Source organism: Tenacibaculum soleae, from assembly GCF_001693415.1.
GTDB lineage: Bacteria > Bacteroidota > Bacteroidia > Flavobacteriales > Flavobacteriaceae > Polaribacter > Polaribacter soleae.
Map to the genome: position 1 here is coordinate 333,018 of NZ_MAKX01000002.1, position 17,065 is coordinate 350,082.

15 protein-coding genes are annotated in these 17,065 nt (G+C 28.7%); 8 read left to right on the forward strand and 7 right to left on the reverse strand.

The features are described 5' to 3' along the window. Nucleotide 1: 1 nt before the first annotated feature. Both BA195_RS08800 and BA195_RS08805 read left to right on the forward strand, forming a co-directional pair. Entirely contained in the window at nucleotides 2-2,818 is a 2,817-nt protein-coding gene (locus BA195_RS08800) for a gluzincin family metallopeptidase (RefSeq protein ID WP_141677677.1), read from the forward strand. 117 nt (nucleotides 2,819-2,935) lie between these two features. Next, nucleotides 2,936-5,389, forward strand: a complete 2,454-nt coding sequence (locus tag BA195_RS08805) for an alpha-ketoacid dehydrogenase subunit alpha/beta (RefSeq protein ID WP_068704547.1) — start codon at nucleotides 2,936-2,938, stop codon at nucleotides 5,387-5,389. 47 nt (nucleotides 5,390-5,436) lie between these two features. Here the strand turns inward: BA195_RS08805 and BA195_RS08810 are convergent, their stop codons facing one another. From BA195_RS08810 to BA195_RS08825, 4 genes are all read right to left on the reverse strand, one after another. Then, on the reverse strand, nucleotides 5,437-6,195 hold the full coding sequence (locus BA195_RS08810) for a phosphoribosyltransferase family protein (RefSeq protein ID WP_068704549.1): 759 nt from the start codon (nucleotides 6,193-6,195) through the stop codon (nucleotides 5,437-5,439). A 10-nt stretch (nucleotides 6,196-6,205) separates the two neighbouring features. Then, entirely contained in the window at nucleotides 6,206-7,660 is a 1,455-nt protein-coding gene (locus tag BA195_RS08815; RefSeq protein WP_068704551.1) for a nicotinate phosphoribosyltransferase, read from the reverse strand. Nucleotides 7,661-7,777: 117 nt separating this feature from the next. Next, complete coding sequence (locus BA195_RS08820; protein WP_068704553.1) at nucleotides 7,778-8,455, reverse strand: NUDIX hydrolase; 678 nt, start codon at nucleotides 8,453-8,455, stop codon at nucleotides 7,778-7,780. Between the two features lie 35 nt (nucleotides 8,456-8,490). Further along, nucleotides 8,491-9,765 (reverse strand): DUF2851 family protein, encoded by a 1,275-nt coding sequence (locus BA195_RS08825; RefSeq protein ID WP_068704555.1) that lies wholly within the window; start codon nucleotides 9,763-9,765, stop codon nucleotides 8,491-8,493. A gap of 37 nt (nucleotides 9,766-9,802) precedes the next feature. Between BA195_RS08825 and BA195_RS08830 the strand changes: the two genes are divergently transcribed. From BA195_RS08830 to BA195_RS08850, 6 genes are all read left to right on the forward strand, one after another. Next, nucleotides 9,803-10,630: a peroxiredoxin family protein gene (locus BA195_RS08830; RefSeq protein ID WP_068704557.1), complete on the forward strand. Its 828-nt coding sequence runs from the start codon at nucleotides 9,803-9,805 to the stop codon at nucleotides 10,628-10,630. Between the two features lie 88 nt (nucleotides 10,631-10,718). After that, a complete protein-coding gene (locus BA195_RS08835) occupies nucleotides 10,719-11,348 on the forward strand; it encodes an NAD(P)H-dependent oxidoreductase (protein WP_068704559.1) in 630 nt (209 codons plus the stop codon). A gap of 241 nt (nucleotides 11,349-11,589) precedes the next feature. Then, a complete protein-coding gene (locus tag BA195_RS08840) occupies nucleotides 11,590-13,032 on the forward strand; it encodes a sodium:solute symporter (RefSeq protein ID WP_068704561.1) in 1,443 nt (480 codons plus the stop codon). After that, nucleotides 13,025-13,186 (forward strand): hypothetical protein, encoded by a 162-nt coding sequence (locus BA195_RS14405; protein ID WP_176714977.1) that lies wholly within the window; start codon nucleotides 13,025-13,027, stop codon nucleotides 13,184-13,186. The genes BA195_RS08840 and BA195_RS14405 overlap by 8 nt, the downstream gene beginning before the upstream one ends. A gap of 27 nt (nucleotides 13,187-13,213) precedes the next feature. Beyond that, entirely contained in the window at nucleotides 13,214-14,761 is a 1,548-nt protein-coding gene (locus tag BA195_RS08845) for a phospholipase D family protein (RefSeq protein WP_068704563.1), read from the forward strand. 9 nt (nucleotides 14,762-14,770) lie between these two features. Next, nucleotides 14,771-15,499, forward strand: coding sequence for a hypothetical protein (locus BA195_RS08850; RefSeq protein WP_141677678.1), 729 nt, complete (start codon nucleotides 14,771-14,773; stop codon nucleotides 15,497-15,499). Between the two features lie 64 nt (nucleotides 15,500-15,563). On the opposite strand, the gene BA195_RS08855 is transcribed toward BA195_RS08850, so the two are convergent. The 3 genes from BA195_RS08855 to BA195_RS08865 all read right to left on the reverse strand — a co-directional run bounded on the left by BA195_RS08855 (nucleotide 15,564) and on the right by BA195_RS08865 (nucleotide 16,931). Further along, entirely contained in the window at nucleotides 15,564-15,821 is a 258-nt protein-coding gene (locus BA195_RS08855) for a DUF6952 family protein (RefSeq protein ID WP_068704567.1), read from the reverse strand. An 80-nt stretch (nucleotides 15,822-15,901) separates the two neighbouring features. Further along, the gene (locus BA195_RS08860) at nucleotides 15,902-16,210 is read right to left on the reverse strand and encodes a thioredoxin family protein (RefSeq protein WP_068704569.1); all 309 of its coding nucleotides are present in this window, start codon (nucleotides 16,208-16,210) and stop codon (nucleotides 15,902-15,904) included. A 79-nt stretch (nucleotides 16,211-16,289) separates the two neighbouring features. Continuing rightward, nucleotides 16,290-16,931: a peroxiredoxin gene (locus BA195_RS08865; protein ID WP_068704571.1), complete on the reverse strand. Its 642-nt coding sequence runs from the start codon at nucleotides 16,929-16,931 to the stop codon at nucleotides 16,290-16,292. Nucleotides 16,932-17,065 lie beyond the last annotated feature (134 nt).

Sequence of the window (17,065 nt, forward strand, 5' to 3'; positions counted from 1 at the left end):
TTTGAAACAAAAAAAACTCCTTTTATTATCTTTTATATTATTGTGCTGTCATAACTTAATAGCACAAACAAACGCTATTGATATAAAAGCAAAATTAAATGTTAAAAATGATTTACTTCATATTCAACAAAAAACAGTCTTTTACAACAATTCTTCTGTAAATTTAAACACTATTTTTTTACATAATTGGGCTAACAGTTTTAAAAACAATAAAACACCTTTAGCAAAACGTTTTATTGAAGATTATAAAAAGGATTTTTTCTTTGCTAAACAAAAAGACAAAGGATACTCAAAAATTCACAGGCTATCTATAAATTTTAAACAAGTTAAATTTAAAGAACAACAATCAGACATTATTAAAGTTGATTTACACAAAACTTTAAAACCAAATGATAGTATAATATTAACAACTACCTATACTGTAAAAATCCCTAACGCTAAATATACAGGGTACGGAAAAACAAAAACAGGATATCATTTACGTTTTTGGCATCTTATTCCTGCTGTTCATCAAAAACAATGGAAACTACAAAGTAATTTAAATTTGGATGATTTATATCAAAACTTATCCAATTATAAAATACATATAAACATACCTCAAAAATACATTTTTAAAAGCAATCTAAATCAGATAAAAGAAAAAGGCAAAACACGTACCAACTACTACTTAACAGGTAAAAAGAAAAAAGATATTATTCTTCATATCGACTCTATTAAAACCTTTATTACATTTAAAACAAAAAAGAAAAGAATAAAAACAGATCTTTATTTAAATAAAATTTCAAAAGATACCACTGTTAAAATTATAAATAAACAACTTAATTTTATTGAACAATTTTTAGGAAAAAATCCTCATAAAGAAATACTTGTTGACGCAACTACTGTTAATAAAAATTCTTTGTATGAAATATATGGGTTACCTAAAATATTAAAACCTTTTCCTAAAAATTTCAGGTGGGAGATTAATTTTTTTAGAGCGCTTTCAAAAAAATATCTTGAAGATGTGTTAATCACGGATAAAAGAACAGATTATTGGCTTACTGAAGGCGTAGAAACTTTTTTAATGATGAAATATATTGAAAAATTTTACCCAAAAATTACTGTTTTAGGTAAATATTCAAAATATTGGCCTATAAAAACCTATAACATTTCAAAATTAAAACAAAACGATAAATATAGTCTTGTATATCAGTTTAGTGCACGTAAATTTTATGATCAATCTTTAACAACTTCTTCCGACTCTCTTTCAAACTTCAATCGTAAAATAGTAAGCCCATACAAAGCAGGTTTAGGATTACTTTATTTACAAAAATTTATTGGAGGAGACACTTTAGTAAAATCTTTAAAAGAATTTTACGCAAAAAATCAATTAAAAATAAGTCATAGCAGTAGTTTTAAAAAAATACTAACAAAAAATACTTCAAAAAATTTAAACTGGTTTTTTAACGACTACATAAAAACTAATAAAAAAATTGATTACAAAATATCAAACGTTGTAAATACTAAAAATAAAGACTCCTTATTAGTTACAATTAAAAATAAGAGAAATTTTCCTTCTCCTTTTTCTCTATATGGAATAAAAAACAAAAAAATTAAATTTAAAAAATGGATTAGCGGTACTGACTCTACAAAAACAATTAAATTAAAAAAAGGTAACTTTAACAAACTTGCTTTAAATTACGAGAACTCTTATCCAGAATATAATTCGCTAGACAATTTTAGAAGCACCACTAACAAGTTAATTAACAAACCATTACAATTTCGTTTTTTTAAAGACATTGAAAACCCATATTACAATCAATTATTTTATTACCCAGATTTTAAATACAATTTATATGACGGATTAATCGTTGGTGTTAACATTAATAATAGATCTGTGGTAAACCATAATCTAGAGTTTAGTATAACACCTAATTACAGCACAAAAAGCAAAAAATTTACAGGATCTTACGCTTTTTCCTATAATCACTTTTTCAAACAATCACAACTCTATAAAATCCGTTATAGTTTTAGCGGGAGTAGTTTTCATTATGCTCCAAAACTTAAGTACAATGCCTATATCCCTTCTATAAACTTTCAATTTAGAAGAAAAAACCTTCGTGAAAATGGTATAAAATTATTAACCGCTAGATTAATTAGCGTAAAAAAAGAAATCGAACCTAACCAACCTTTAAAAGAAAGTGATAAATATAATATTTTTAATTTAAGATATATTCGTTCAAAATTTGATGCTATTAATAGAACTACCTATGCAATAAACACCGAATTTAATGCTAGTTTTAGTAAAGTAACTACTGATTTTCGTTATCGTCGATTTTTTTCAGCTGATAGAAGTTTTGATATTCGATTTTTTGGAGGCTTATTTTTACACAATAAATCTGAAGGTGATTATTTTAGCTTTGGATTAAACAGAGGTTCTGATTATTTATTTGAACAAAACTTATTTGGGCGATCAGAAAACGAAGGAATTTTTAGCCAACAATTTGTAATAGATCAGGCAGGTTTTAAATCTAAATTTAACAAACCATATTTTTCTAATCAATTCATAGCATCAATAAACACAAGTGTTAGTGTATATAAATGGGTCGAAGTTTATAACGATTTTGCAATATTGAAAAACAAAAATCATTCTCCTAAATATTTTTATGAAAATGGAGTGCGCTTAAATTTTATTCCTAATATTTTTGAACTTTACTTACCTGTTTATACAAACGAAGGTTTTGAAGTAAACCAAAAAGCTTATCCATCAAAAATTCGATTTATCGCGACTACAAGTATTGATCAAATTTATAATTTTCTACGAAGAGGTTTATTATAGATACTTCAACAAATCTTGTTTTTTTACTGTTTTTTTGAAGAATAATCAATGAAAACTCAAATTTTTAAATTTCAACTAAAAAAACTATCTTTGTAACCATTCCAAAATTAGAAGATTATGTCGCAAAATACCGAAACAGCTAACACTCAACAACTTTCTTTTCAAGATTTTAAAAATGAAGTTTTAAATGACTATCGAATTGCTCGTATAAGCAGAGAATGTAGTTTATTAGGACGTAGAGAAGTTTTAACAGGTAAAGCAAAATTCGGAATTTTTGGTGACGGAAAAGAAGTACCACAATTAGCTATGGCTAAAGCTTTTCAAAATGGTGATTTTAGATCTGGTTACTACCGTGACCAAACCTTTATGATGGCTATTGACCAATTAACACCTCAACAATTTTTTGCCGGACTTTATGGACATGCTGATATTAATGTTGATCCAATGTCTGGAGGTCGTCAAATGGGAGGGCATTTTGCAACACACTCTTTAGATGAAAATGGAGAATGGAAAAACCTTACAGGCCAAAAAAATTCTTCTGCAGATATCTCTCCAACTGCTGGTCAAATGCCTCGTTTGTTAGGATTAGCACAAGCGTCAAAAATTTACCGTAACGTTAAAGGGTTAGAAAGTTTTACAAATTTTTCTAATCAAGGAAACGAAGTTGCCTGGGGAACCATAGGTAATGCAAGTACTTCTGAAGGATTATTTTTTGAAACTATTAATGCCGCAGGTGTTTTACAAGTGCCAATGGTTATGAATGTTTGGGATGATGAATACGGAATTTCGGTACATGCAAGGCATCAAACAACAAAAGAAAGTATTTCTGAAATTTTAAAAGGGTTTCAAAAAGAAAACGATACAAATGGTTATGAGATTTTTGTCGTAAACGGATGGGATTATGTGCAATTAATTGACACTTATAATAAAGCATCAAAAATTGCGAGAGAACAACACATTCCTGTATTAATACACGTAAAAGAATTAACACAACCTCAAGGACACTCTACGTCTGGCTCACATGAAAGATATAAATCTGCCGAACGTTTACAGTGGGAGCAAGAATTTGATTGTATTGCTCAAATGCGAAAATGGATTTTAGAATTCGAATTACAAGATGAAGATGGAGGTGTTTTAAAATTTATTGATTCTGAAGAAGAGTTACAAAAAATAGAAAAAGAAGCTAAAAAAGAAGTAAGCAAAGCTAAACGTGATGCTTGGAGTGCTTATACAAATGAAATAAAAGCTGAAGTTACTGCTGCCGTTGATTTATTAGAAATAATAGCTCAAAAAAGTAACAACGGATCATTTATTACAAAGTATAAAAATGATTTAGCTGCCATAAGCGAACCTATTAGAAAAGATATTTTAGTAGCTACTCGTAAAACTTTACGTTATTTAAAAGATGAAAATTTTACCGAAAAAATAACATTACAAAACTTTATTAAAACAGCAATTAAAGATGCTGGCGTAAAATTCTCTGCGCACTTATTAAGTGAAACAGCTTTAGCTACTGATAAAATTTCATCAAAAGCACCAACTTACGCAGCTGAAAAAAACATGGTTGACGCTCGTATTGTTATGCGTGATAATTTTGATGCTATATTTAAAAAATATCCTGAAACTTTAATTTTTGGTGAAGATGCTGGATATATTGGTGATGTAAATCAAGGATTAGAAGGTTTACAGGAAAAATATGGTGAATTAAGAGTTTCAGATACTGGTATTCGTGAAGCAACAATTTTAGGTCAGGGTATTGGAATGGCAATGCGTGGTTTACGTCCAATTGCTGAAATTCAATATTTAGATTACCTTTTATATGCTTTACAAATTATGAGCGACGACTTAGCAACACTTCGTTACCGTACTTTTGGTAAACAAAAAGCACCGTTAATTATTCGTACACGAGGACACCGTTTAGAAGGAATTTGGCATTCAGGTTCTCCAATGGGTGGAATTATAAATAATATTCGTGGAATTCATGTACTAGTTCCTAGAAACATGACCAAAGCCGCTGGTTTTTACAACACGCTATTAGAAGGTGATGATCCTGCTTTAGTAGTAGAGTGTTTAAATGGATATCGCTTAAAAGAAGAGTTACCAACAAATTTAGGTGAATTTAAAACTCCGATTGGTGTTGTTGAAACCATAAAAGAAGGAACTGATATTACTGTTATTTCTTACGGATCTACACTTAGAATTGTAGAAGAAGCCGCTAAAGAATTATTACAGGTTGGTATTAATATAGAAATTGTAGATGCACAAAGTTTATTACCTTTCGATTTAAACCACGACACTGTAAAATCGGTTATAAAAACAAACCGTTTATTAGTAGTTGATGAGGATGTTCCTGGTGGAGCTTCTGCTTATTTATTACAAGAAATTGTTGAAAATCAAAACGGATACAAATATTTAGATAGTAAACCTCAAACATTAACAGCAAAAGCACATAGACCTGCTTATGGTACTGATGGAGATTATTTCTCTAAACCATCTGCTGAAGACATTTTTGAAAAAGTTTATGAAATTATGCACGAAGCAAATCCTGTGGAATTTAAGAGTTTGTATTAAGCTGAATAATAAAATTAAAAATCCCAAACTAGTTAGTTTGGGATTTTTTATATCACTTTAAACTGTGTTACAAAATCATCTTTAATATCTTTATAGCTATTCGTACAATATACATGATCTATAGTTTCTTTTAATTCATCAAAACCATAGTTAAATTGTGCATGCGTTACATATAAAGAAACATTTAATGCTCCTTGTTTTTTTAATGCTTCTGCTAAAAATTTAAACGTCCTTCCTCCATCAGCTAAATCATCAACAATTAAACATTCTTTCCCCTTTACATCTCCCTGGATACTTATTACAGGTACTCCGTTTATTCTTACTTTATTTGACGGAACCAAATCTGCATTTAATTTTTCAGCTATTTCATGCGTAGTTTTATAAGCGCCTGCATCTGGACTTATTAATATTGGATTTCCAATTTTAAGATATGCTTCCTTAACGTATTCAAAATTCTTTAATTCAACCGAATTATTAATTAAAGCTAAACTAATTGAACTATGTGGATGCAATATTTCAACTCTATCAAAATTTAGTGAATTAATAAAATTTGCTATTACTTTTAAATCGAAAGATTCACCAATATTAAAACGCCTGTCAGATCGCTGCCCAATTAAACAAGTAATTGTTAATATTGCTATCGCGTTTTTATTTGTAGTGTTTACAGCATTCCATGCTTCTTTTACAGCTGCTATTCTAAATAAATCTTCGTAAGAATTCCCTCTAATTTTAATATGTAAATCTCCCGCTTCTATAATTTTAGCAGCAACTTGCCCATCTTTAAATTTCTTTATTTCGTATTTCATAACTTAAATTTTATACACTTTCATTTATACGTCCTCTAACATCTTGTAATGTTACCTCATTTAAAAAGGCACCGTCTTTATATATGATTTGTAACTCACCTTGCTCCTCCTCTTCAACAGAAGCTTGATCTATTAAAACATATTCATTATCAACCAAATCTACTTTTACCAATCCTTTTGCCGATTTCTTTATTCCGTCATCTGTAATTGGGTCTTTAAAAATTTCTCTTCGTTCACCATTAACAACAACAGATGTTGCTTTCATTGCAAATCCAAAAGTATCTCTTGTGTTAAATTGGTATGTAAAAGAACCAATACCCAAAACAACATTTGTTGATGCAAACCCTTTATCGTGTAATCTTTTACATATTTGTTCAGCTCTTTCTGTGGTTATACTATCTCCATAAATAGCACCAATATGCGCATCTAAAACTTTAAAACCTTCTTTATTTATAGTACCTCCAAAAATATCCCAAAGTAATTCTACTACTCCTTTTTCTTGTGGTGTTGTTCCGTTTATACTTTGATTCTCTCCACAAATAATGTCTACTGGATCTCCACTATCAGGTCTTATTACCAATTTACCATCTCTAGATAAAACCTCTTCTTTTAATTTTGGTAAATAATCAGTAAGCACTTTCCATAAATCCCAAGTATCACTTACTACAGATAATATTCCTGTTGGATACGTATTCATTAATGCTCTAAATGTACCTATTTCATCATCTTTTGTTCCAGCACACATTACAGAATGTTCTGTTGCATTTACAGATCCAACTACAAATCCTTTTGCATTGTAATATTTACGCAATCCACTAATAACAGGAAGCGTGTCTGACCCCATAAAAACACTTGCATGTCCCATACCTGAAGATAAGGCACTTTGTAAACCTCCCATTCCTCTCATAGAAAAATCGTGTCCTTGAAAATCAATAAAAGCAACATTTTCGCTATCGGTTAATAATGCCCACTTTTTAAAGATTCGTTTATATAAAATTGCTATTGTAGCCGATGTCATTGGTTGCCATAGCATGGTAGATAATATGGTTTCTAAAAAATTAGTAATCCAATAAAAATCTTTATGTGTATTTACAACAGTAAGCATAGGTACTCTAATTGGTACCTCTACGCCTTCTGGTAATGATTTAACTTGTATTGGTAAATATTGTAAATCATGTAATTGTTCGTAATGAGTTACATCATATTCAGCTCCTAGATATAAAGAAAGTTCTTCTTTGATTTCGTTACAAACTTCTTCTTTATTTTTCGAAAAAAAATTGTCGTTAAAATAATCGTGTAACCATTTAATAACATATTGCTGCCCGAAAGAAACTACTTTATCACACCCTTTAGGTGCATATTTATTACTTCTTGGTGTCCAATTAGAATAAACTTCTTCTGTTCCTTTTGGGTATTGTTGGTGGTGTCCTGTTTTATAACCGTCGGTTAATAATAATCCATTCATAGAAATAATGTTTTAATTTGCGTTATTACAACACAAATATATAATGTATTTTAATCTTAAACTAGTTTTATTTGCGTTATTTTTACACAAATAACATAAACCACTATAAACAAGTGATTAAACCTCGAAAATAATCCCTTCTTTTTTAAGTTGAAAGTATCTTTTTTTATTAAACTGGAATAAGTTTGCAGGTCTACCAGAGCCTTTTGACACTTTTTCGTCAAGCTCGTCAAGTACATTTAAACCAATAATCTTCTTCCTAAAATTTCTTCTATCAACAGCTCTTCCTAAAAGGGTTGTGTATAATTTTTCTAAATCTGAAAACGGAAACTTTGCATCAAGTAATTCAAAACCTAAAGGCTCATAAGTAATTTTCCCTTGTAATCTTTCTATAGCAGCTTTCAGTATTTCTTTATGATCAAAAGATAAATCTGGTAATTCGTCAATATTAAACCACTCTGCTTGTTCAGCGTCAGTTGATGCCTGTACTCTAAATTCATTAGGGCGTACTAATCCAAAGTAAGCAACAGATACTACTCTTCCTCTAGGATCTCTATCTGGTAATCCAAATGTATACAACTGCTCTAAATAATTAATCTTTACTCCTGTTTCTTCTTTAAGTTCTCTCTCCACAGCTTCTTCTAATGATTCTGTATTTAAAACAAAACCGCCAGGTATTGCCCATTTACCCTTAAAAGGTTCGTATTTTCTTTTAATAAGTAATATTGATATAACACCTGCTTCATAACCAAAAACAACTGCATCTACTGATAATTTTATGGCTTGCTCACTCATATATATGTGTAATTTATACACAAAAATAGTTAAATTTATGCTCTCAACAAATGATTACCTATCGCACACTGTAAACAATGTTTTTCTGCGCAATAATTATTTTTAAGTTCTAATAACGCTTGACTATCAAAAGCGCTGGTTACATCAATTTTTAAATCTGAAAATTTGTTAATAATTGAATTCTTTTCTGGTTTAATTTGCTTAATTAATTTAAAAAAGTCTTCTTCATTAACTTCTTCTCCCTTACTTTGTTTGTATACAAATTGTAACGGTATAATGGTATTTATCAATAATAAATCAACAAATGATTTTGTGAGTTTTTTCAATGTTTTTTTTGATCCGGTCTCAAACGTATAATGTTCTTTCCAAAAATCATTTACTTCAACTGAAAATAACTTATAAAAATCTTCTATTTTATTTAATTGCATTAATTTAGAAAACAAATTTTGATGTTTATGAAACAATGCCACTAATTGAGCAATTCGAATGGTTGGAAAATTTGTGGGGCGCATTCTAAAAAACTGAAATAAATTATTTGCAATGGGTTCTAGATTATGTTTATGCTTTAAGTAATTATACTCTTTTTTTAATTGAATGAAGTATTCATTTTCAACATCCTTTTCTAAAAAACCTGCTTGACCAAATAATAAAGCAGAAAGCTCCTGTTCGTTAAAGCAAACTTTTCTTAGCGTAGAAAAACTAAACGATTGCACTAATTGTAAAAAAGCGTCTCCATTAATTTTTAACCCAAAATTTTTAGCTAATAATTGAAATAATACAGCTTCATAATCATTATTTGAGCGCGATAATAATTCTTTTATTAAAACTGATTTATTTTCTAACCGTTCTAGGTACAATCGCTCTAACCAATTACTCATTAAAAATGAATCAACATTAACTATCTCCTTTTCACAAGGAATCCAACGTAATGTTTTAGAAAATAAATTTTGATAATTACCCAATAAATCTTCATTAACTAAACTCTTTAACTGAAGCGTTGGCATAGGTTTATTATTTTTCATAAATACTTCACAATCGTGCCGCCAAACTATATGCAAAATTACAGCATCATAATTCTCATCTTGTTCGTGTTTATGCGCATACCAATCGGAAGAATTAATATGAATTTCAATATTACCAACCCATAATTGATCGTTTATTTTTAACTGAGCATTTAAAAAATCAGGGCCAGCATTTGTATTACGAACACCAGCTTTAACTATCTGAATAGTTTCATTTAATTCAGATTTCAAATTATTTGCATCAAACAATTTGTATTGCCACATAAAATGTAGAAATTCTTCTTTCATAACCGTAAATTAGCAATTATTTTACGACTATCAAGATATGAAAAATATTTACAAATCACTTTTTATCAGCGGGTTTCCCGTTTTTTCTTTAATTATTTTTATAAAAACAATTATAAATATTGATTTTAATATCAATGAAATAGGACTCTTAATTTCATCTCTTACTGTTATTGTTTTCTTTTCGATGTTATTTATAAAACCAGTAGCTAGAACAACGAAAAATTTACAATTCTACTCAACTTTTATAGTTATCGGTTTTGTTTTAAATCTTTTTAATTTCGAACAAAAATCGCTTCTTATAGCGGTAATTTTAACTTTAGGTTGGTTAGCATATTTAACTTGGTATTCTTCTTTTAATTTTAGAAATACCTCAATTTTAGATGTTGGAAAAACACTTCCTAATTTTACTCTTAAGAATAGCCAAGAAGAAGATATCTCAATAGATAATTTATCTGGAAATTTTAATATATTCATTTTTTACCGCGGTAATTGGTGTCCGCTTTGCATGGCTCAAATACAAGAAGTTGTAAATCAGTATAAGGAATTAGAAAAAAGAAATACCAATATGGTTTTGATAAGTTCTCAACCTCACAAATTCACTGAAAATTTGGCAAAAAAACATAAAGTTCCTTTTCATTTTTTAGTAGACAACGATAACATTGTTGCGAAACAACTTGGTATTCTTCATAAAAACGGATTACCCGCAGGTTTTCAAGTTTTTGGTTATGACGCTGATGTTATTTTACCAACTGTTCTTATTACCGATAAAAACAATAAAATTATTTTTGCTGATTTAACCGATAATTACCGAGTACGACCAGAACCAGAGAATTTTATTAAAGTTATAGACAACTATAACAATTAAATTTGTTACCATAAGTTTTTAAAATAGTTAAACATTAATTTTTCTTAAAAGCAATTGTAGTTTTGCTTTATAAATAATATTAAATTATATGAATAGTATAGAAAGTTTACAATGGCGTTATGCTGTTAAAAAATTCGACGAAAATAAATCACTCTCAGAAACACAAATAAATACATTAAAAGAAGCTTTTAATTTAACTGCTACTTCTTACGGATTACAACCTGTTAAAATGGTGGTTATTAAAAATAAAGAAATTCAACAAAAATTAGTTGAACATTCTTGGAATCAACCACAAGTATTACAAGCTTCACATGTATTAGTTTTATGTATTCCTAAAGAATACGGCACAAAAGATGTTGATAATTATTTCTCATTAGTAAAAGCTACTAGAAATACTCCTGATGAAATTTTAAATCCTTTTAAAGAAATGCTTACTTCGTCTATCGGAAGTAAATCGTCAGAAGAATTAAAGGTTTGGAATAAAAATCAAGCATATATCGCTTTAGGTAATTTAATGACAGTTGCTGCAAACGAACAAATAGATTCGTGCCCTATGGAAGGATTTATTCCTGAAAAATATGATGAAATTTTAGAATTAGATCAACATAACTTAACATCTGTTTTAGTATTACCTGTTGGTTTTAGAGCGGAAGATGATTATATGAAAGATTTGAAAAAGGTTCGTAAAAATATAGCGGACGTTATTATTGAAATTTAACATTTTTAATTAATCATAAAAGATGTTCGTCAACCTAAACTTGTTTAAGGTTCTCATTGGAAATAAATAATTTATTGAGTGATGAGATTCCGAAATAAATTTGGAATGACACGTAGAAATAGAATTATGATACAAAAAGAGCAGAACATTATCTTTATGTTCTGCTCTTTACATTTATTAAACCCTTTGCATTTAATTTATAATTACAAATTAGTACATTCGTAATTCATAATTAAACTGTATGCAACCACTACATATACTACTACTTATTCTTACCTATTTTGGTGTATTAATTCTTATTTCTTACATCACTGGTAAATCAGCAAACAACAACACCTTTTTTAAAGCTGACAATTCTTCTCCTTGGTATTTAGTTGCCTTTGGTATGATTGGCGCTTCATTATCTGGAGTTACCTTTATTTCGGTGCCTGGTTGGGTAGAAGGACAACAAATGAGCTACATGCAAATGGTGTTGGGTTATGTAGTTGGATATGCAGTAATCGGATTAATTTTACTGCCTCTTTACTATCGATTAAACCTTACATCAATTTATACTTACTTAGAAGATCGTTTTGGTAGATTTTCGTATAAAACCGGAGCGTCATTTTTCTTATTATCAAGAACTATTGGTGCTGCATTTCGTTTATTTTTAGTTGCTAATGTGTTACAATTAATACTGTTTGATGCATACGGAATTCCATTTTGGGTTACCGTAACTATTACCATTTTACTAATTTGGTTGTACACTTTTAAAGGAGGAATAAAAACTATTGTTTGGACAGATACTTTACAAACCTTATTTATGTTAATTGCAGTTGGTGTATGTATTGTTATGATTAAAGATGAAATGCAAATAGACAGTTTATCATCATACATCACCGAAAACAAACTTTCTAAAATGTTCTTTTTTGAGGATTGGAAATCTGGAAATTATTTTTGGAATCGATTTTTTTCTGGAGCTTTTATTGCTATTGTAATGACAGGTTTAGATCAAGATATGATGCAAAAAAACTTAACTTGTCGTAACTTAAAAGACGCTCAAAAAAACATGTTTTGGTTTACGCTTGTTTTAGTTGTTGTAAACTTTTTCTTTTTAGCTTTAGGAGTTTTATTAACCGATTACGCTACTACAAATGGTATTGCTGCGCATAAAGATCAATTATTTCCGATGATAGCTATGAGTGGCGATTTAGGTATAGCAACTTCGTTGTTCTTTTTATTAGGATTAATAGCAGCCGCATATTCAAGTGCTGATAGTGCTTTAACATCTTTAACAACATCATTTAGTATTGATATTTTAGAAATTGATAAAAAAGAAGATAATCAAGAAAAAGAGAAGGTTCGTAAGAAAATACATATTCTATTTTCATTTGTATTAATAGCTACTATTTTAGCTTTTAAATATTTTATTGCAGATGCTAGTGTAATTGCTAAAATATTTCAATTTGCAGGTTACACCTATGGTCCTTTATTAGGTTTATATGCCTTCGGATTGTTTACCAAATTTAAAGTTAAAGATAATTTAGTTCCAATAATTTGTATAATCTCTCCTATTTTCACCTACTTAATAAGTCTTTTTAGTAAAACGCAATTAAATTTCGATTTTGGCTTCTTTGTTTTAGTTCTTAACGGACTACTTACTTTCTTAGGATTATTAGCTATAAAACAACATAAAAATGCCTAAAAAAGGAAAAGCAAAAAACACTGCTAATAAAGCGAAGCATACTCGTTTAATGAAACAGAAAGAAAATAAAGTAAAACTAGAAAAGCAGCGTAATAAAGAACGTTTAAAAGCGCTTGTAAAAAAAATGAATGAACAAAAAGAGAAAAAAAACTAAATCACTATTGCTTAGTCAAACAAAAAAATGAAAACACAAATTAAATTAATATTAAATTTCCATATTTGCTATATAATTATTGCTTTTATTGTAGCTTCATGCAGTACATCTTCTAAAAAAAATAAAACAGACTTTTGTTCAAGTATTCATCGAAACGATAGCATAACACTATCTAACGAGCTCAATGAATTTACTGAACTTATGCAAAATAAAACAGGTGTTTATGTTTTAGAAGATGGTAGCGGATCAATGATTGCCAGAGCTTGGTTAACTGAATATGCTGAAAAAACCATAGACATTCAATACTTTATTTTCTCAACCGATAATGTAGGTCTGATTGCTTGTGATTATTTAATAAAAGCTGCTGATCGTGGCGTTAAAATTAGAATCATTGTTGATGATATTATGGTTGATTCAGACATAGAGGACATTCTTACATTTAATTCTCATAAAAACATTACTGTAAAAATTTATAACCCTGGTGTTAATTTAGGAAAGAATATTTTTCAAAAAATTCGAAAATTTACAACAGATTTTAGATCTGCTAACCAACGTATGCATAATAAAACATTTATTGTTGATGGTAAAGTTGTAATTACAGGAGGTCGTAACATAGCTGATGAATATTTTGATTACGATCATGAATATAATTTTAGAGATAGAGATATTTTATTAATAGGAAAAGAAACTAAAGAAGTTAATAAATCTTTTGATGAGTTTTGGAATAGTTCACTCAGCAAAGATGTTACTAGTATAATAGAAAAAAAGTCAGAAAATATTTTATCGGAAGATAGGTTTGATAATTTACATGAATATGCCTGCAATCCTGCTAATTTTTGGCCACAGATAAGAGAACGAATTAAAAATTTACCTAATACATTTAACTCTATTAAAGAGTCAGGTAAATTAATATGGCTAGATGATGTAATATTTATTTCTGATAATCCTGGCAAAAATGATGGAAAACATGGTTTAGGTGGTGGTGGAATTTCAACAACAGCTTTAATTAATTTAATTAAAAAAGCTAAATCATCTATAGATATACAAACACCCTATTTAATTACTACTGAATTAGCCCAAAATCTATTTAAGGAAGCTATAGATAGAGGTGTAAAAATTAGAATTCTTACTAATAGTTTAGCCTCTACAGATAATGTAGAAGCCTTTAGTAGTTATCAAACAGATAGAAAAAAACTATTAAATACAGGAATTAGAATATTTGAATTTCGTCCGGATGCAGCTGAACGCACAAAAATAATGACTGGTGAGCTTCAAGAAAAACTAAATCATAAACCAATTTTTGGTCTTCATGCAAAATCTATGGTTATAGATAATAAAACAACTGTTATAGGTACGTTTAACCTTGATCCTAGGAGCGCAAATCTAAATACAGAATGTATTGTTATTGTAAATTCTGAGAAAGTTTCAAAGAGTATTTTAAAAGGTATGGAAGAAGAATTTAAACCTGAAAATTCATGGGAAACAACATTAAAATACAATCCAGACTCTGAAGTGAGTAATTATAAACGTATAAAAACTTGGACTAGAAAAATAATTCCAAAAAACATATTATAAAATTGACTAATGAATAAATACTACCTATTATTTTTCGTCCTATTTTTGAATAGTAGCTTTGCTCAAAACAAATATAAAGAAGCCGAAGGTTTTTATAACCTATCTGGCTTTGAAGTTTCTTCTGGTTTATATTTACTAAAGAATACTACTTTTTTTTATTACTCAATGTTTGGGAATGTTGACTTGAAAATATACGGAAACTATTCAATTTCTGATCAAAATAAATTAAAACTAATCCCTAATGAAGAATTAAAGAAAGAGTTTTATTTATTTGGCTTAAAAAATAATCAAATAAAAAAAGACATTATTATTTTACAATACAATAAACCTTTTTCTAAAAAAGCTGAAAAATTATTTATAAACACAAATACTAAGCTAACTAAGTTCCCTGAATTTAAGCTAGGTTCAAAAACTGTTTCTATAAACTTAAAACTACCTAAATCAAAAAAAATACAACTTGAGTTTAATGAATCAAAAACAACAATGATTAAGATTGTTAATGATTTTAATGACATAAAAATTTATCATAATTATTATGCTAACATGGTAAGTATGGTTTCAAAAATGTCTTTTAATTCAGAAAAGGGAACACTAACAAATTATAACTCCTCCAAAGCTACAAGAATTCAAAAAAAAGAAATTAATGATAAAACAAAAGAAAAAATAAACAACTACATTGAGTCTAGCAAAAAGAGAAAGACCATAACTAGGAAAGGAAAAATATATACAAAAATATAATATTTTTATATAAAAAAACCAAGTTAAAAAACTTGGTTTTTTTTAATCTTTCAACACTTAAAAACTATTTATCAATAGATCCTAAAACACGTTTCATAAAATTATTTAGTGCTTCTTTTTTAGGAGTACCATCTTTAACCATTTTGTCTACTTCAATAGCGCCATACATATTAGAAATTAACTCACCAATAACATCTAATTCTTCATCTTTTAATGACGAAACTTCAGTTAAAGCTTCTAATGTTTCAATTGTTTCTAGTACGTAATCCTGGTCATTTTCTTCAATAAATGAAGTTAAGTGTTTTATAACTGGTAATTTCATAATATCTTACTATTTTTTCGATTTAATTAAATTAAAACCTTTTTAATACAATTTATCTACTTTACCAAGTTTGATAAAAGTTATACTACTTCGTTTACTAATTCTTTTAATACATCAAACTTGTTGGTTTGTGTTTGCTTTACAAATTTACCGTCAACAAAAGTTGCAAAAGTTGGTAAATTACTTACATCTGCTAGTTTTCTGCTTTCAGGAAACTTTTCTGCATCTGCAATAACAAAAACCGTGTTTTCGTTTTCAGTAGCCAACTTCTTAAATTTTGGTTTCATAATGCGGCAGTTACCACACCATGTTGCCGAATATTGCACAACTACTTTAGTGTTTTCTGAAATAATTTCAGTTAAATTATCCTGATTTAATTCTTGTACCATAATTTTATGCTATTAGAAAGGGGTTCGTGTAATTAAATCCCCCAATTTTTACACGAACAGATTCCTTTCTTAGTTTTTATTAGTTAGATGCTAAATATTCAGCAGTTCCTTTTGCATTTGGTTTCATGGCTGTTTTACCTTCTTCCCAGTTTGCAGGACATACTTCTCCATTTTTTTGAACATGAGCATATGCATCAATTAAACGTAAAAACTCATTTACATTTCTACCAACTGGCATGTGGTTTATTCCTTCATGAAAAACAGTTCCTTCTTCGTCAATTAAATACGTAGCTCTGTAAGTTACATTATCTCCAACAACTTGTACTGTTTGTGTAGCTTCGTCAAAAACCTCATCAGAAATATCTAAAATTCCTAAGATTGATGATAAATTACGGTTGCTATCTGCTAATAAAGGGTAAGTAACACCTTCAATTCCTCCGTTATCTTTTGGCTGATTTAACCATGCAAAATGTACTTCAGGAGTATCACAAGAAGCTCCGATTACTATTGTATTTCTTTTTTCAAACTCACCTAAAGCTGCTTGAAAAGCATGTAATTCAGTAGGACATACAAATGTAAAATCTTTTGGGTACCAGAATAACAATACTTTTTTCTTATTATTTTTAGCCTCTTCTAATACATTTACTTTGAACGTGTCTCCCATTTCGTTCATTGCATCTACACTTAAATTTGGAAATTGTTTACCAACTGCTGTTGCCATTTTTTATATTTTTTATTTATTAATATTCGTTTTACAAGTACAAATATACCAAGCAAATCATCTTGAATTAAAAAAAATTGATGCTAATTTTTTATTCCTTTATCAATTTTACTTATACTTTCAGCTTGCAATTA